Origin of the sequence: Rhodococcus sp. NPDC056960 (assembly GCF_042674125.1) — a bacterium.
Taxonomy (GTDB): domain Bacteria; phylum Actinomycetota; class Actinomycetes; order Mycobacteriales; family Mycobacteriaceae; genus Rhodococcus_F.
Map to the genome: position 1 here is coordinate 153,584 of NZ_JBHURF010000004.1, position 16,883 is coordinate 170,466.

Below are 16,883 nucleotides of genomic sequence, written 5' to 3' on the forward strand. Positions count from 1 at the left end.
TCGGGCTCGACACTAGGGTGGGTGCACATGAGGCTTCTCGTGACCGGCGGCGCCGGGTTCATCGGTGCGAACTTCGTGCACCAGACCGTCGCCGAGCGGCCGGACGTGCAGGTGACGGTGCTCGACGCGCTGACGTATGCCGGCAACCGGCGGTCCCTCGACGCGGTGGCCGACCGCATCGAGTTCGTGCACGGCGATGTGGCGGATTTCGCGCTGGTCGACCGGTTGGTCGCGGATGCGGACGCGGTGGTCCACTTCGCCGCGGAATCGCACAACGACAACTCGCTCGCCGATCCGACACCGTTCGTCCAGACGAACGTGATCGGCACGTTCTCGCTGTTGCAGGCCGTCCGCACCCACGACGTCCGCTACCACCACATCTCCACCGACGAGGTGTACGGCGACCTCGAGCTGGACGACCCCGAGCGCTTCACCGAGTCCACCCCCTACAACCCGTCGAGTCCGTATTCGGCGACCAAGGCGTCGAGCGATCTGCTGGTGCGGGCGTGGGCGCGGTCGTTCGGGGTGCGGGCCACCCTGTCGAACTGTTCCAACAATTACGGCCCGTACCAGCACGTCGAGAAGTTCATTCCGCGGCAGATCACCAATCTGATCGACGGGGTTCGCCCCCGCCTGTACGGCAGCGGGAAGAACGTGCGCGACTGGATCCATGTCGACGATCACAACTCCGCCGTGTGGACGATCCTGGAGAAGGGGACTCTCGGCCAGACGTACCTGATCGGTGCGGACGGCGAGGTCGACAACCGGACCGTCGTCGGAACGCTGCTCGAACTGTTCGGCCGCGACACGAACGACCTCGACTTCGTCACCGACCGCCCCGGCCACGACCTGCGCTACGCGATCGATTCGACGCGGCTGCGCAGCGAACTGGGCTGGACGCCGCGGTACGAGGATTTCCGCAGCGGCCTCGAGGCGACCGTGCGGTGGTACCGCGACAACGAGTCGTGGTGGCGGGCGCGGAAGGCGTCGGCGGAGAAGGCGTACGCGGCCACCGAGTCCGTCATCGGCTGACGGTTCCGCGGAACGCCCACGCTCGCGCGGTCAGCGCGATGCGGCCCGACTCGTCGCGCCGCAGCCGGGCATCGAGCAGGTCGCGGAGTTCGGCTCGGCGCCCGGCGGGCAGGGCGAGGCAGTACCCGGGCGCCGGTCCCTGGCCGCCCAGAAACGGCCGCCAGAAGTCGTCGAAGTCGGTGAACACGGTGCGGATGTCGAGAGGGTGCACCTCCACTAGGCCCAGCCCCGCGGTGGACAGCGCGTCGCGGAGAGGCTGCGGCCGGCAGAGCGGGAAGCGGACGCCCTCGTCCAGGTCGGCGGCCGCGGCGTCGAGTGCGCGGGCGGCGTCCCAGAACACGCGGATCATCTGCATCCCGTCGGCGTAGTCCCACACGTACCCGGCGACCGTGCCGCCCGCCCGGGTCACCCGGCGCATCTCGGCGAGCCCCTCGACCGGGTGGGGAACGAAGTTGAGGACCAGCCCGGAGACCACCCGGTCGAATTCGCTGTCCGCGGCGGGGATCGATTCGGCGGTGCCCGGCCGAACGTCGAGGCGGGGGTCGTCCGTCGCGGCCAGCGCCGCCGCGGCGAACCGTTCCGACGGCTCGACGCCGACCACCGTGGCCGGATCCGCCGCCCGGAGAACGGTGTGGGCGAGAGCGCCGGTGCCGCACCCGACGTCGCACCAGGCGCCGCCTGGACCCGGTGCCAGCCACCGCAGGAACCGCGGCGCGACCAGCCTGCTCCAGCGACCGATGTACGCCTCGTAGGCGGGATCGACCTCCCACGCGTCCGTCATCGCGGTCTCCTCACGACGGTTGCGGTACCCGCGAATCCTCGTGGACGAGTGCGTTGCGGAGCGACCGCGACCCGGCGATCGCGGCGACGAAACCGGCGAGCACCTCGCAGAGCGTGAACACCAGTCGGGACGCGAGGGCCAGCCCGAGCGCGACCCCGCTGTCCATGAACGGGGACAGCGCGGCGACGACGACGGCCTCCCGCACCCCGATCCCGGACGGCGCGACGACGACGAGCACGCCCGCGCACATGCCGAGGGCGATCGCGCCGATGCACTGCACCAGGGTGCCTGCCGAGAATCCCGCAGTGCTCGACGCGAGGAGCCAGAGGTGCACGCCGTAGAGGACCCAGCTGACGGCGCACCAGCCGAGGGCCCGTCCGATCTTGTGCATCGTCAGCTGCCGCTGCAGCGGGGCGCGGCGCAGGATCCGCAGGGCCAGGTTCACCAGCCGGGTCAGGACCGGCGGGTAGCAGCAGACGAGCGCGACGGGGACCAGTGCGATCACCGCGACCGCCGCGACGGTGCTGATGTGGAACAGGGCGGGCAGCGCCAGCAGCCCGACGACCAGCGCCGATGTGATGCTCAGGCCGACGGTGACGAGGACGGCGACGAACCCGTTGGCCCGCGACACCCCGGCCCGGCGGACGAGTTCGGTCTGCAGGACGAACGCCCACACACTGCCCGGAAGGTACTTGCCGAGCTGACCGACGAGGTAGCAGCGGGCGGCGTCGAACGCGGGAATCGGATGCTCGAGGGCGCCGAGGGCGTGCTGCCACGCACGGACCGCGGCGGCCATGCCGAGGAAGACGAACACCGCGGAGAGGGCGAGCGCCCACCAGTCGAGTTGGGTGATGGTGTCCCGGACCTCGGCCCACTGCGATTTCACGGCGAACGCGATGGCCACGACGATCGCGAGGGTGACGAGAATCCGCAGCGCGGTCATCAGGACGGCGCGACCGCCGCGGTCCGGGACGATCTCGGGATCGGCGTCCACGAGAACCACCCCCTCACAGGCAGTGCGCTGCGGCAGTGCAGCGTTCGGTTCCGACGATAGCAATCGGAGCCCGCCGGATCAGGAAACGAGCGGTTTCACCGCCAGTTCCCGCCACCAGGCGAACGCGTCGGCGAGCGAACGGGGGAGTTCCGCGGTGTCGAGTCGCCCCGACGCGTACAGGGCCTCGACGGTGGCGATGTCCTGTTCGGCAATTCCGGCGCGGTCCATGCCCACCCGGTTGGTGCCGCGCAGGGCGGCGGGGTTGCCGAACACCGTGGCGAACGGCGGAATGTCCTTGGCGACGACCGATCCCATGCCGACCATCGCGCGCGCACCGATCACCCGGCGCTGATGCACGACGGCGCTCATGCCGATGTTGACACCGTCGCCGAGGGTCACGTGACCGCCGAGGGTGCAGGACGGCGAGAGGACGCAGTTCTCGCCGACCTGCACGTCGTGCTCGACGGACGTGTGGTTCATGACGAACCCGCCGCGGCCGACGGTCGTCGGCCGCTCGGCGCCCTGCTGCACGGCGCTCATCTCCCGGATCACGGTGCCCGCGCCGATCACGACCCCCCGATGCGGGCTCACCTCCGTCCACGTGCGGGGGTGCACCTTGCCGATCCACTCCGGCGGCGCCCCGAGCGTGACGTGGGCACCGATCCAGCAGTCGTCGCCGATGTCGAGGGGCCCGGTGAGGACGGCGTACGGGCCGATGCTCACCCCGGCGCCGACGGTGACGCCGTCGCCTATCACGACGGTCGGGTGGATCTCGCAGTTTTCACCGATGGTCATGAAAGTTGCCGATTCCTTCCAGGAGCCGTGCAGACCGTGGGAACCTTCAAGGGGTTGCAATCTGTGAAGACGGTGTGAATTGCACGTCAATCTATCGGAGGAACCGTGATCGCGATCTCGAGTATCTCCTTCGGAGAGGATGTCGAGCGCGAGGTTCTCGACACCCTGCGATCCGGGATGGTCGCCCAGGGGCCGAAGGTCGCGAGGTTCGAGGAGGGGTTCGCCGACCTCGTCGGCACCCGGCACGCGGTGGCCGTCAACAGCGGCACCACCGCACTGATCGCGGCGCTGCGGGTGCTGGATCTCGAGCCCGGCGACGAGGTGCTCACCACCCCGTTCACGTTCGTGGCCACGCTCAACGCGATTCTCGACGCCGGCGCGACCGCGCGGTTCGCCGACATCGGGGAGTCCGATTTCGCGCTCGACCCCGACGTCGTGGCGCAGAGCGTCAACGACCGCACCCGGGTGCTGATGCCGGTGCACCTGTACGGGCAGACCGCCGACATGGGCGCGCTGATGCCGTTGGCCGAGTCCCGGGGACTCGCCGTGGTCGAGGACGCCGCCCAGGCGCACGGCGCCACGTTCGACGGCAAGGGCGCGGGCAGTCTCGGGCTCGGCTGCTTCTCCTTCTACGCCACGAAGAATCTCACCACCGCCGAGGGCGGCATGATCACCACCGACGACGACGCGGTGGCCGACCGGTTGCGGGTGCTGCGCAACCAGGGCATGCGTCGCCGGTACGAGTACGAGATGGCGGGCCAGAACTTCCGGATGACCGACCTGCAGGCCAGTCTCGGGTTGCCGCAACTGGGTTCCTATCTGCAGCAGGTGGAGTCGCGCCGGCGCAACGCCGAGGCCCTGCGGACCGGACTGAAGGACGTCGAAGGACTCGTGCTGCCCGCCGAACTCGCGGGTCGTGGGCACGTGTGGCACCAGTTCACCGTGATCCTCGCGCCCGACGCGCCGATCGACCGCGACACCCTCGCGCAGCGACTGGGCGAGCGGGGAGTCGGCAGCGGCGTCTACTACCCGCGAACCGTCTACGACTACGACTGCTACCGCGAGCACCCCCGGGTGATCACATCGCCCACGCCGGTCGCGACTTCCGTTGCCCGCCGGTGCCTCAGCATCCCCGTCCACGCCGCGCTCTCCACGGACGAGGTCGACCGGATCGTCGCCGCGGTCCGCGAGGCGATGGAGATGTGATGACGGCGACGCGACCGCGGATCGCGCTGATCGGATCCGGCAAGATGGGTTCGCTGCACGCCCGCGTCCTCGCGCAGTCGCCGCTGTGCGAACTGGCCCTGCTCGTGGAACCGCGTGCGGAACACGGCCGGGAGGTCGCCGCGCGGTTCGACACCGGCTGGGCTCCGGATTTCGACGACCTGGACGGCATCGACGCCGTGGTCGTCGCGGCGGCGACACCAGCCCACTACGAATTGGCGGGCCGCGTCCTCGACCTCGGCAAGCCGCTGCTCGTCGAAAAGCCGCTCGCCGCAACGTACGACGAGAGCACCGATCTGGTCAAACGCGCCGCCGCGACGGGGGTGCCGCTGATGTGCGGCCTGCTCGAACGGTTCAACCCGGCGGTCCGCACGGCCCGCGAGTTCGCCGGCGACGTGTGGCAGGTCAACGGAATCCGGCACTCGCCGTTCGTCTCCCGCATCCCCACCGGCGTCGCGACCGACCTGCTGATCCACGACGTCGACCTCGCGATCGGATTCGTCGGATCGCCGCCCGTCGGGGTGAAGGCCGAATTCGGCTACTTCCACGACAGTTCGCGCCGCAACGAGGCCGAGGACTGCGCGGAGGCCGTGCTGCGTTTCGAATCCGGTGCGGTGGCCACCATCTCGGCCAGCCGGGTGAGCCACCGGAAGGTCCGGCAGCTGTCGTTGCTGGAGCCGGACCGCCTGATCGAGATCGACCTCCTGCGCCGCGACATCACCATCCACAAGCACATCGACGACGACCTGCCCCCCGACCGGGACGGCTACAAGCAGCAGACGGTGATCGAGATCCCCACCCTCCGCTACAGCGAGGAACCCCTCGCCGCCCAGCTCGCCCATTACATCGGACTGATCGGCGGCGAGGGGGACGCCGACGCGGAACGCGACTCGATCCTGCCCGCCCATCGCGTGGTCCACGAGGCGACCGTGTCGGCTACCGGCTGAGCGCTCCGGCGACCGCCAGCCGGGTGTCTTCCGCGATGAGGTCGGCGTTGAGGGCCGCGGCGGCGTTCAGACCGGCTCCGGCGGCGACGATCACCTGCGCCTTCGGGTCGGCGACGTTGCCGGCGACCCACACCCCCGGCACCGCGGTGGCGCCCGTCTGATCGGCGGCGACGGCCGTGCCGATCACGTGCCCGCCCATTTCCATCTCGGTGGTGGCCAGACCGAGGCTGTCGAGGAAGCCGGCGCGCGCCCGGAACAGCGGGGGAACCACCACGGCGGCGAGGGGGAACACCTGGCCCGTGTGCAGCCGGACGCCCGTCAGCCGGTCGTCCCGGACGTCGAGTCCCGCGACCGCGCCGTCGATCACGGCGACACCCCGTGCGGCGAGTTGCTCGTACTCCTCGCCGGTGGGCTCGTTCGCGTCGTTGAGGAACAGCGTCACGTTCCCGGTCCACTGCCGCCACATCAGCGCCTGGTGCACCGCCAGCGGGCTGCCCGCCAGGACGCCGATCGGCTGGTCGCGCACCTCCCAGCCGTGGCAGTACGGGCAGTGCAGAACGTCGCGACCCCACCGCTCGGCCACCCCCGGAACGTCGGGGAGGACGTCGACGAGGCCGGTGGTCACGAGCAGTCGCCGCGCCCCGACGGTCCGGCCGTCGGCGAGCGTCACCCGGAAGTCCCCGTCGCCGGTCTTGTCGGCCGACGTGACGATGTCGGTGACGATCTCCCCGCCGTACCCGGCGACCTCCGCGCGTCCGGCGGCCAGCAGTTCGCCGGGCGGGGTGCCCTCGCGGCCCAGATAGTTGTGGATGTGCCCGGCCGGTGCGTTGCGTGGTTCGCCCGCATCGATCACGAGCACCGAGCGGCGGGCCCGGGACAGTGCCAGTGCCCCGCTGAGCCCGGCCGCGCCGCCACCGACGACCACCACGTCATATTTGTCTTCCATCGCGTTCTCCTTCGTTCGTCGACCTCGTGGTGACACTGTCCGTCCCATCCCGCAAATCTGGCAAGTGCATTTGCTGCTGTGGCAATATGGGGGTGTGAACGATGACGTACCCGATCTCGACGGCGTCCTCGATGCCGTGGGACCGCGGCTCAAAGCGCTCCGCCAGCAACGCGGCGCGACACTCGCCCAGCTCTCCGAATCCACCGGGATCTCGGTGAGCACCCTGTCGCGGCTCGAATCCGGTCAGCGCAAGCCCACGCTCGAACTGATGCTGCTGCTGGCCCGCGCCCACCAGTTGCCCCTCGACGAACTCGTCGACGCGCCCGCCACCGGCGACCCACGCGTACACCTGCGACCCCTCGAGCGCAACGGGACGACCATCATCCCGCTCACCCGCAGACCGGGCGGGATCCAGGCGTTCAAGCACGTGATCCCGCCGGGCGACCCGAACGTCGAACCGCAACTGCAGGTTCACGAGGGGTACGAATGGCTGTACGTGCTGTCCGGCCGGTTGCGGCTGCTGCTCGGCGAGCACGACGTGATCCTGACCGCGGGTGAGGTCGCCGAGTTCGACACCCACGTCCCGCACTGGTTCGGCAACCCCGGATCGCAGCCGGTCGAGATCCTCAGCCTGTTCGGGCCCCAGGGTGAGCGGGCGCACGTGCGCACCGTTCCTCGGGCAGCGGCGGCCGGCGACCACCGTCGGTAGAATTCGTGCGGACCGGTGACCAGCGCTCCTCCGAGGCGCAGGACGTGATGGGGAGGCCCCGTGAGACGCTGGATTCTCGCTGTTCCCGCAGTGGTCGTACTCCCGCTCGTCGCCGGCTGCTCCACCACCACGACGTCGCCCGCGGCGCAGCCGCAAGCCGAGCAGCCTTCCCCGCCGACGGTCGCGACCCTGGTGGGTTTGGGGGATTCGATCCCCGCCGGTGACGGCTGTCCCGGATGCACCCCGTTCGTCGAACTGTTCGGCGACGAACTCTCCGGCGGTGACGCCCTGCCCGTGCAGGTGGCGAATCTGGGGGTCGGGGGCTGGACCAGCACCGACCTGCTGGACTCCCTCGAACCCGGCGAATACGACGCCGACGCCGTCCGGGACGCCGACGTCGTGACCGTCACGATCGGCGCCAACGACTTCTACGCCGAACTCGACGACTACCTGGACGGCGACTGCGGCGGAGACGGCGGGCTCGGCTGCTTCGCGCCGGTGCTCCCGGAGCTGCAGACCACGCTGACGTCCGTGCTCGACCGCATCACCGAACTCCGTGACGGCCAGCCGACCGCGGTGCTCGTCACCGGGTACTGGGACGTCTTCCCGGACGGCGACGTGGCCCGCGAGCTGTTCGGCCCGCAGTTCCTCCGGGACAGTTCCGCGCTGACGTTGCGCGCCAACGACGTCATCTCGGAGGTCGCGGGCGCGGAGGGAGCCACCTACGTCGACCTGTTCGGAGCGTTCAAGGGGGCGTGGGGCGACGGCGACCCCACCGGACTGCTGGCGGACGACGGCGATCACCCGAACCAGAGCGGGCACCAACTGATCGCGGACGCGTTGTCGTCCGCGGCGGTCGGGCAGTCCGGGTCTTCCGAGGCGTCGGCGTTCACGTCCTCCGAGTGGTCGCCGCGCTGAGCTTTCGCCTGCGTACCACCACATCGGTGACGGTGAGGATCAGCACCATGACCGTCGCGGCGCCGAACGCGGCGACCGACAGATTCTGCCGGGGCGGCCGGAACGTCACGACCACCTCGTGGTCACCCGGCGGCACCGTCACCTCGAGCAGGCCGTGCCATCCCGCGGTCGCGGCCACCGATTCGCCGTCGACGGTGGCCGAGTAGCCGGGCCACGCGAGCCGGGCGAACGAGACGGTGCCGCCGCTGCCCGTCACCCGCACCGTCTCCGTGGCCGCGCTCGACTCGGACGAGACCACCCGGACGCCGTCGGAGGCGAACGACACCCGCCCGGGCAGGGTCAGCGGCCGGTCGCGTTGCAGCACCGTCCGGGTATCGCCGCGCTCGGTGACGTGCCAGCCGGGCGGGGGCGGTGCCGTCTCGACCTCGGGCAGCAGCGCACGCTGCACCACCAGCGTCGACACCCGCAGGTAGTCGATCAGCGGGATCGGGATGTCCGCGTTCACCGGCTGCCACAACGCCCCGTAGACACCCGGGCAGACGGCGCCGCGGTAGTCCATGCACAGTGCTTCCTGGAATTCGGTGAACCCGATGCCGGTGTACGCATTGACGCTGCCCGTCACGGTTGACGCCATGATCTCGTTGCCGAACAGGATCCGGCCGGCCGTGATGTCGCCCGCCGGGGTGGCGTCCAGCGCGGCGAGTTGCAGGACGGTGCCCTGATAGCGGTCCGTCTGCGCGGACAGGACGGTGGTGCTCGACGGGTCGGCGCGGCTGCCGGTCTCGACGTCGTGGGTGAGCGACCACACCTGCGCGGCGGTCACCACCGCGGTGCCGAGGACCAGGGCGACGACGAGACCGGACGCGGCGCGGCGTCGCCCCACCGCGTACGCGATTCCACACAGCGCCACGACGAGGAGCGCGAACAGCGCGTGTCGGCCGGTCAGCGCCGGCGAGGACGAGAACGCCAGATAGAAGCCCAGCGCGATCAGCACCGCCGACGCCGTCGCGCGGAGACGCACCCGGTCGCGGGCCATTCCCAGCGACAGCGCCAGGGACAGGCCGATCAGCATGCAGAGGTACAGGTACTCGACCAACCGGATCGGCCACCGGAACATCCCGACGTTCGACGGTCCGAACGTGAAGAGGAAGTAGACGACGGTGATCACGCCCAGGCTGATCAGCTGTCGCCCGTGCGTGCGGCGAAACCCCGGCGACGCGAACAGGGCGCGGATCCGCCTCCACGGCAGCCACGGCAGCAGCGGCAGCACGAACCACCCGAGGTACAGCGACGGGATGACCTCGACGGGGCCGCCGAACGTCATGATCACCGGGAAGTAGGACGGGCTGCTCATCGCCGCGAGTCCGCCGAGTTGCGGCTGCAGGAACGTGTCGTTGAAGATGCCGGTGCTGCCGGCGCGGGTGGTCACGTCGACGCTGAGGAACAGCGGCAGATACGTCACGAGCGCGGCGGTGCCCGCGCACGCGCCGGTGATCACCAGCACGAGCAGGCGGAAGTATTCGCGTTGGACGAGGAGACCGATCCCGAGTCCCAGCAGCACCACCACGGCGCCGAGCGCCGCGTACGGGTTGCCCATGCTCACCGTCAGCGCGCCGATCAGGAACGTGACCAGCGCGGGCGTCCGACCGCGGGACAGGCGCAGCGCGGACCACCAGAACAGCGTCACCCACGCGACCGCCATCATCCCGGACGGCCAGCCGCCGGCCTCGTAGAACAGGGTGAAACCGCTGAACGGGATCGTCAGTCCGGCGAGGACCGCGGGACCGCGGCGGGCACCGTATTCACGGCACAGCAGATACGTCGCGAGGGCGAACAGGGCGAGGAATTCGGTCATGATCACGAACGCGGCGACGGACAGGTCCTCGAATTTCGCGGTCAGCGCGTAATTGGCCAGGTTGACGGGGTTGTAGAGGCCGTAGGCCGCCTCGCCGGCGTAGTTGCCGCCGATCCAGGCATCGGGATTGACGGTGAGCCACCGCCCGGCCAGGAGTTCCGTACCGATCCGGTGCCACGATGGCACGAACGACTCCAGCATGTCGCCCGCGTAATAGAAGCGGTCGTCCACGATCCGGGGAATCGTCGCCATGGCCGCGGCGGCCACAGCCACGGCCAGTGCCACCGTCCACTCCGGAACGCCGCGTATCGATCGGGTGACGGTCGAGGACACGGATGCGGAGGGTGCCACGGGTTCCGAGCCTACGAGTTAGGCTGCGCCCGTGCGCCTTTTCGGTTGTTCCCACGACCAGAACGGCGCACGGGCGCCGAAGGCGCTCTCCGTGGTCATCCCCGCCTACAACTCCGCCGCGGTCATCGAGCAGACCGTCCGCCGGGTGGCCGACCGCCTCGCCGGAGACGACGTCGAGATCATCGTCGTGGAGAACGGCTCCACCGACGGCACCGCGGAACTCTGCGCCCGCCTCGCCGCCGGGTGGGCGGCCGGGCCGGTCACGCTCACGGTCCTGCAGAGCGAGAAGGGCATGGGCAACGCGTTGCGTGCCGGGGCGGAGGCGAGCCGCGGCGCGCACGTGCTGCTCACCGCCGACGACCTGCCGTTCGGATTCGACGACCTCGACGGCGCCGAGCGTCTCGCCGCCGACGGCCGGCTGCCCCGGGTCGTGATCGGGTCCAAGGCCCACCCCGACTCCCAGGTGCGGCGCGGTGCCCTCCGGGGAACCCTGACCTGGGGGTTCGCCGCGATGCGTCGGGTGGTCCTGGGGATGCGCACCGGCGACCCGCAGGGCACCGTCCTGATGGACGGCGACCTGATCCGCGAACTGGTTCCCGGCCTCGTCGAGCCCGGATTCCTGTTCACCACCGAACTCGTCTACCTCGCGGAGCGGTCCGGCATCGTGCCGGTGGAGGTTCCGGTGCGCCTGAGCGACGACCACGACAGTCACGAAACCCGCATATCCAGGGCCGATGTGCTGGCGATGGGGGTGGGGCTGTTCCGGTTGCGGGCCCGTCACCGGGACGGGGGTCGCCTCGCATGGTCGGGGAGCGCGTCGCGAGGTTGATACCCTGCGAACCGAGAAGAGGATCGTGCCGTCGCCGTGGCGCGGTCCAGCCCACCTCTCGCGGGGAACTAGTAGGAGCACTATGAACGAGTCTGCGTCGGTAGCACCTGTGGACGGGAGCACGGCCGCGGTCCGGAGTGCTCTCACCGAGCATCGCGCACCCGACCGCCTGGTGGTGGCGCGGGGTCTCTTCACGGGACCGACCACCCGGGTCAAGGACGATCTGTACGCCAGGATCGTCAAGGGTCGCGCGCACCGCGAACGCTACGTCGTGCACCTCGAGAAGGGTGCGACGGTCGACACCGACACCTACTTCGGCCGGTTCGCCGCCAGCTACTACCAGCGGTGGACGACGGTCACCGACGTGACGGTCGCGTTCCGCCACGAGGCCGACGGTCGCGCCGTGGTGGCGCTTCGCGGCTCGGATTCGGGCGGCAACTCCCGCATCCTGAGCACGGCGGAGATCGACGGCTCCGGCACGGCGACGCTGTCCGCGAAGCTCGACGCCTACCTCGACGGCGGCTCCCTGTGGGTCGAGTTCACCGCCGTCGACGGCCCCCTCGACGTGAGTGAACTGGAGTGGACCGTCGCCGCACCGTCGGTGATCCGTCCCGCAGCCATCGCGATCTGCACGTTCAACCGCGCCGACGACTGCGCCGAGACCGTCGCCGCCATCGCGAACGACCCGACGATGGCCGCGGGCATCGACGCCGTGTACGTCGTCGACCAGGGCAGCGACCACGTATCCGAGCGGGAGCGGTTCACCGACGTCGCCGAGATCCTGGGCGACAAGCTGGTGTACCTGCGACAGCCGAATCTCGGCGGTGCCGGCGGGTTCACCCGCGGCATGTACGAGGTGTCGGGTATCAACGAGCACGCCAACCTGATCCTGATGGACGACGACATCCTGTGCGAGCCGGAGTCGATCCTGCGGATGAACGCGTTCGCCAATGTCACCTCCGAGCCGACGCTCGTGGGCGCGCAGATGCTGTACCTGATGAACCCGGAGCACCTGCACGTCAGCGCCGAGGAAGCGGACCTGTCGAAGCTGAAGGCGGGCCGCTGGGCGGCCGGATCTCGGCACGACATCAACCTGCTCAAGAAGAAGCAGCACAAGCGGGTCGACGCCGGCTACAACGCGTGGTGGTCGTGCCTGATCCCCGCCGAGGTGGTCGCGCAGATCGGGCTCCCGCTGCCGATGTTCTTCCAGTGGGACGACATCGAGTACGGCATCCGAGCCCGCGCGGCCGGATTCGTCACGGTCACCCTCCCCAATGCCGGTGTGTGGCACGCGGACTTCCACTGGAAGGACCGCGACGACTGGGCCAAGTACTTCAGCATCCGCAACTCGCTGATCGCGGCCGCGCTGCACAGCGAATTCGACGCCAAGTCGCTGAGCAAGTTGATGACGCGGGAGATCACCCAGTACCTGGTGTCGATGCAGTACGGGTTGGCGTACACCATGATTCGCGGCATCGAGGACTTCCTCGAGGGGCCGGAGGTGCTCGAGGACGGCGGTCAGGCGGTGCTCGCGTCGATCCGGGAGGAGCGCAAGCGGTTCCCGGAAACCGTCAAGCACCCAGCGACGAACATCCCCGGTGTCCGGAACTCCGACCTCGTCACCCGGCACGCGGGTTTCCAGCCGGACAAGAGCAAGATCGATCTGGTCCTCGCCAAGCGCGCGGCCTATCAGTGGCTCGGCCGCACCCAGCACGGTGTGGCGAGTATCCCTGTGGCCGAAGCGCACTGGTGGCACGTGTCGCTGTTCGACACCGCGGTCATCACCGATGCCTCCCAGTCGGGAGTGCGGGTGCGCCGCCGCGACAAGGAGACCGCCCGCGAACTCACGGCCCGGACGGCCAAGCTGATGAAGCGGTTCCGCGAAGACGCGGCGTCGACGCAGCGCCGGTATCGGGACGCGTTGCCGCAGCTCACCAGTCGAGAGAACTGGGCCCGCCTCTACGGTAAGTGACGGTGACCGGACCGCTTCCTGTGCGCGATGCGCGTGGGCTGCTCCGGGATTCGTTCCTCGTCTTCGCGCTCGGTGTGGTGCTCGGCGCGGCGTGGAGCTGGCGGCCGTCGTTCTGGTACGACGAGGTCGCGACGCTGTATTCGAGTCAGCGGTCCCGGCCGGACCTGTCGAATCTGCTCGGCCACATCGATGCCGTGCACGGCATGTATTACGTCGGGATGCGGTACTGGTTCGAGTTGTTCGGGGCCTCGGAGTTCTCGGCGCGGTTCCCGAGCGCCCTGGCCACGGGCGCGGCGGGCGCCGGGGTGGTGGTGCTCGGTGCGATGATCGCCACCCGGCGCGTGGCGGTGCTGTCGGGCATCTTGTTCGTGCTGCTGCCCAGCGTCACGTGGGCGGCGGTGGAGGCCCGCGGATACGCGGCCACCGCGGCGGCCGCGCTCTGGCTGACCGTGATTCTCCTTGCCGCTCTGCGGTTCCGGCGGTGGTGGCTGTGGACGCTGTACGCCGTCGGCCTGGCCGTGTCGATCGTGTTGTTCGTCTACCTGATCACCCTCGCTCCCGCGCACCTGCTGACGATTCTGCTGCTGCGCGAGGCCCGGCGGTCGTGGCTCGGCTGGACGTCGGCCACGGCCGCGGGTGTGGTGGCCGCGGCGCCGTTCGTGGCGCTGGTGCGCCGGGAATCCGTCCAGGTGTCGTGGATCCCGCCGCTCGACGACCACCTGCCGCGGGCCGTGGCCGAGTACCAGTGGTTCGTCGGCGCACCATGGTTCGCGGTGCTGTTCGCCGTGCTCGTCGTGGCCGGCTCGGTGGCGCTGGTGCGCAGCCGCCGACTGCCGTCGGCGCTGTCCGTCGCGCTGCCATGGGTCGCGGTGCCGATGGCGGCGCTGCTCGCGTACTCGATCCTGCGCAGCCCGGTGTACCTCCCGCGGTATTTCACGTTCACCACGCCCGCGGTCGCCCTCATCGGCGGACTGTGCCTGGTCGCCCTGACCCGGAAGTGGTGGCAATCCGCCGCGGTGCTGGCGGTGTTCGCCGTAGTGGCGTCACCGGCCTACGTCGCGCAGCGTGAGCAGTGGGCGAAGCCCAGCGGCATGGACTTCAGCACCGTCAACGGTTTCGCCGCCGAGCATCTCCGCCCCGGCGACTGCGTGCTGTTCGACACACCGGCCTGGAACCCCACATCGCTGCGGCTGGTGAAGAACGTCCGGCCGGCGGCCTTCGACGGCACCCGCGACATCGGACTCGGCACCACGGCGGCGAGCCGGGGGTCGCTGTGGGACGACCAACTCGCCGTCCCGGACGTCGAGGGCACGCTCGGCTCGTGCTCGGTGGTCTGGTATTTCACCGACTACGAGCGCGACACCGAGCGGATCATCCGGCACACGTCCAACGAGGTCTGGACGCTGCCGCCGTACCACTTCGAGGACACCGACGCGTTCGCGGCGCTCACCCGGTCGGGGCTGCGGGTCGACGAACGCCGCACGTTCAACGTCACGCAGGCCGTGAAGCTGGTGCGGTGATCCGGACCACCACCTGTTCGTGGTTGGCCGTGTAGCTCAGGTACTCGTACCCGACGCCGGTGCGGTCGACGAATTCCGTCCACGCCCGGTACTCGTGCTCCTGCCACCCGGGGAAGTTGAAGAACTCGTCGAACACGATCACCGTGCCCGCGACCAGCCGGTGCCCGATCCGATCGAGCACCGCTTTCGTGGACGAGTACAGGTCGGCGTCGAGGTGCACGAACGACACCGGTCCCGGGTGCTCGTCGAGGAAACCCGACAGCGTGTCCTCGAACAGTCCGGGGACCAGTTGGGCGCCGCGCACCTGCGGCAGGTTGTCCTGCGCGAACTCGCCGGCCGGGAATCCGGTGCGCCACGTCTGCGGCAGACCGGAGAACACGTCGAATCCGAACACCTCGTGCCCGGCGTCCTTCAACTCCTCGACGATGATGCGGAGTGTCGTGCCCGCCGCCACGCCGAATTCGAGGGCCGGCCCGTCGACCTCCACCTGGGACAGGCCGTACCGCAGCGTGTCCTGCGGATGCCAGAACACGGGCGCCTTCGGCATGTGCTCGAGCACGAACGCGGCGGCCTGATTGGTGGCCCGCACGTCCAGCGCCTGGGTGATGTCGCGGCGGGCCTGCTGCTCGAGTTCGCCGAGCCGCTGCTGGACGTCGGAGATCTCCATGCGCGCATCCGACAGTTCGGACAGCACCCGCGCGAGTTCCTGATTGGTCGCACTCAGCTCGGCCAGCGTCTGGTCGTGCTGGTTCTCGGTGAGTTCGCGGGACCGCCGATCCGACTCGGCTACCACCTCGGACATGGCACGTTGCAGCTTGAGACGGGCCTTTCTCCGAAGATCGAACATGATTCCATCGTGCCAGCCGCATCCCGGCTCAGGGAGTGAACCGGGATGCGGGCAGGCCGTCCGGTCAGTGGCCGCGGCTGCGGTACATCTGCCGTTGCCAGCGGGCGATGGTCTTCCATTCCCGCTCGCGTTCGGCCCTCAGCCTCGCGTCGGAACGCGACGCGATCCACCCGTTCTCGCGGATCAGCTTGCGGTAGCTGGCAAGCCTGCGCTCGGGCAGTTCGCCGCGCTCCACCGCGCCGAGCACCGCGCACCCGGGTTCGGTGTCGTGCGAGCAATCCGCGAACCGGCACTGCCTCGCGAACTCGTCGATCTCGGGGAACGTCTTGTCGATCCCGTCGGCCGCGTCCCACATGCCGACACCCCGCAGCCCCGGTGTGTCGATCAGGGCGCCGCCGCCGGGCAGCGGCAGCAGTTCACGATGCGCCGTCGTGTGACGCCCCTTGTGGTCGCCGTCGCGGACGCGTCCGGTGGCCAGCCGGTCTTCGCCGAGCAACGCGTTCGCGAGCGTCGACTTGCCCGCACCCGACGGTCCGATGAGGGCGACCGTCCCGTCGATCACGGCGGTGAGGACGTCGACGCCGTCCCCGGTTTCGGCGCTCACCGCGAGCACGGTCGCGCCCGGCGCCACCGCTGCCACCTCCGCGGTCGCGAGGGAATCGTCGTGCACGGTATCGGATTTGGTGAGCGCGACCACCGGCTGCGCGCCGCTCTCCCAGGCCAGCGCCAGCAGGCGTTCGATGCGCCCGAGATCGAGGGCCGTGTCCAGTGCCGCGGCGATCACCACCGTGTCGACGTTGGCCGCGAGCACCTGGCCCTCGGACCGCCCCGACGCGGAGGACCGAACGATCGCGCCGCGCCGGGGGAGCAGATCGGCGACGGCGATCTCGTCGCCGAGACGGTGGAGCGTCACCCAGTCGCCGGTACACAGGGTGTGCTCGCCGGCGAGCGCGCGGACGAGACCGCTGGTGGCGGCGACGTCGCACCGGCCGCGGTCCACCCGGAGCACCCGCCCGGGTTCGCGACCGTCGGTCGGGTAACTGTCGAAGGCGTCGGAAATCGTGTCGTTCCAGCCGTAGGGCAGGAGTGGTCCAGGGTCGAACATGGTGATGTGATCCTCGGGTCGATGAGCGCCGACCGGACCACTGCGCGGGTTCGGTCAG

15 protein-coding genes are annotated in these 16,883 nt (G+C 69.9%); 8 read left to right on the top strand and 7 right to left on the bottom strand.

Features of this window, described 5'->3' with window-relative positions:
- The first annotated feature begins 27 nt into the window (after positions 1–27).
- A complete protein-coding gene (rfbB, locus tag ACFTWF_RS07895; RefSeq protein WP_378460698.1) occupies positions 28–1,032 on the top strand; it encodes a dTDP-glucose 4,6-dehydratase in 1,005 nt (334 codons plus the stop codon).
- Here rfbB and ACFTWF_RS07900 read toward each other — a convergent pair.
- The 3 genes from ACFTWF_RS07900 to ACFTWF_RS07910 all read right to left on the bottom strand — a co-directional run bounded on the left by ACFTWF_RS07900 (position 1,022) and on the right by ACFTWF_RS07910 (position 3,602).
- Positions 1,022–1,813: a class I SAM-dependent methyltransferase gene (locus ACFTWF_RS07900; RefSeq protein WP_378460699.1), complete on the bottom strand. Its 792-nt coding sequence runs from the start codon at positions 1,811–1,813 to the stop codon at positions 1,022–1,024. The genes rfbB and ACFTWF_RS07900 overlap by 11 nt on opposite strands.
- Positions 1,814–1,823: 10 nt before the next feature.
- Positions 1,824–2,816 (bottom strand): YbhN family protein, encoded by a 993-nt coding sequence (locus tag ACFTWF_RS07905; protein ID WP_378460700.1) that lies wholly within the window; start codon positions 2,814–2,816, stop codon positions 1,824–1,826.
- Between the two features lie 69 nt (positions 2,817–2,885).
- Positions 2,886–3,602 carry a DapH/DapD/GlmU-related protein gene (locus ACFTWF_RS07910; RefSeq protein ID WP_378460701.1) on the bottom strand — a complete coding sequence of 239 codons (717 nt, stop codon included), beginning with the start codon at positions 3,600–3,602 and terminating at the stop codon, positions 2,886–2,888.
- A gap of 105 nt (positions 3,603–3,707) precedes the next feature.
- Between ACFTWF_RS07910 and ACFTWF_RS07915 the strand changes: the two genes are divergently transcribed.
- Together ACFTWF_RS07915 and ACFTWF_RS07920 are read left to right on the top strand one after the other, a co-directional pair.
- Positions 3,708–4,808 (top strand): DegT/DnrJ/EryC1/StrS family aminotransferase, encoded by a 1,101-nt coding sequence (locus tag ACFTWF_RS07915; protein WP_378460702.1) that lies wholly within the window; start codon positions 3,708–3,710, stop codon positions 4,806–4,808.
- Positions 4,808–5,773, top strand: coding sequence for a Gfo/Idh/MocA family protein (locus ACFTWF_RS07920; RefSeq protein ID WP_378460703.1), 966 nt, complete (start codon positions 4,808–4,810; stop codon positions 5,771–5,773). The genes ACFTWF_RS07915 and ACFTWF_RS07920 overlap by 1 nt, the downstream gene beginning before the upstream one ends.
- Here the strand turns inward: ACFTWF_RS07920 and ACFTWF_RS07925 are convergent.
- On the bottom strand, positions 5,763–6,719 hold the full coding sequence (locus ACFTWF_RS07925) for an NAD(P)/FAD-dependent oxidoreductase (protein WP_378460704.1): 957 nt from the start codon (positions 6,717–6,719) through the stop codon (positions 5,763–5,765). The genes ACFTWF_RS07920 and ACFTWF_RS07925 overlap by 11 nt on opposite strands.
- Positions 6,720–6,813: 94 nt before the next feature.
- On the opposite strand from ACFTWF_RS07925, the gene ACFTWF_RS07930 reads away from it, so the two are divergent.
- Positions 6,814–7,428 (top strand): helix-turn-helix domain-containing protein, encoded by a 615-nt coding sequence (locus tag ACFTWF_RS07930; protein ID WP_378460705.1) that lies wholly within the window; start codon positions 6,814–6,816, stop codon positions 7,426–7,428.
- A 60-nt stretch (positions 7,429–7,488) separates the two neighbouring features.
- The gene (locus ACFTWF_RS07935) at positions 7,489–8,346 is read left to right on the top strand and encodes an SGNH/GDSL hydrolase family protein (protein ID WP_378460706.1); all 858 of its coding nucleotides are present in this window, start codon (positions 7,489–7,491) and stop codon (positions 8,344–8,346) included.
- Here the strand turns inward: ACFTWF_RS07935 and ACFTWF_RS07940 are convergent.
- Positions 8,318–10,453, bottom strand: a complete 2,136-nt coding sequence (locus ACFTWF_RS07940; RefSeq protein WP_378460900.1) for a hypothetical protein — start codon at positions 10,451–10,453, stop codon at positions 8,318–8,320. The two genes, ACFTWF_RS07935 and ACFTWF_RS07940, sit on opposite strands and share 29 nt — an antisense overlap.
- A gap of 130 nt (positions 10,454–10,583) precedes the next feature.
- Here ACFTWF_RS07940 and ACFTWF_RS07945 point away from each other — a divergent pair, with 130 nt between their 5' ends.
- The 3 genes from ACFTWF_RS07945 (at position 10,584) to ACFTWF_RS07955 (ending at position 14,873) form a co-directional block, all read left to right on the top strand.
- The gene (locus ACFTWF_RS07945; RefSeq protein ID WP_378460707.1) at positions 10,584–11,381 is read left to right on the top strand and encodes a glycosyltransferase; all 798 of its coding nucleotides are present in this window, start codon (positions 10,584–10,586) and stop codon (positions 11,379–11,381) included.
- An 82-nt stretch (positions 11,382–11,463) separates the two neighbouring features.
- Entirely contained in the window at positions 11,464–13,353 is a 1,890-nt protein-coding gene (locus tag ACFTWF_RS07950; RefSeq protein ID WP_378460708.1) for a glycosyltransferase, read from the top strand.
- Positions 13,350–14,873 (top strand): mannosyltransferase, encoded by a 1,524-nt coding sequence (locus ACFTWF_RS07955; RefSeq protein WP_378460709.1) that lies wholly within the window; start codon positions 13,350–13,352, stop codon positions 14,871–14,873. Before ACFTWF_RS07950 ends, ACFTWF_RS07955 begins: the two co-directional genes overlap by 4 nt.
- Here ACFTWF_RS07955 and ACFTWF_RS07960 read toward each other — a convergent pair.
- Positions 14,845–15,720 carry a class I SAM-dependent methyltransferase gene (locus tag ACFTWF_RS07960; RefSeq protein WP_378460710.1) on the bottom strand — a complete coding sequence of 292 codons (876 nt, stop codon included), beginning with the start codon at positions 15,718–15,720 and terminating at the stop codon, positions 14,845–14,847. The genes ACFTWF_RS07955 and ACFTWF_RS07960 overlap by 29 nt on opposite strands.
- A gap of 64 nt (positions 15,721–15,784) precedes the next feature.
- Positions 15,785–16,825: a ribosome small subunit-dependent GTPase A gene (gene rsgA, locus ACFTWF_RS07965; RefSeq protein WP_378460711.1), complete on the bottom strand. Its 1,041-nt coding sequence runs from the start codon at positions 16,823–16,825 to the stop codon at positions 15,785–15,787.
- Positions 16,826–16,883: the final 58 nt, after the last annotated feature.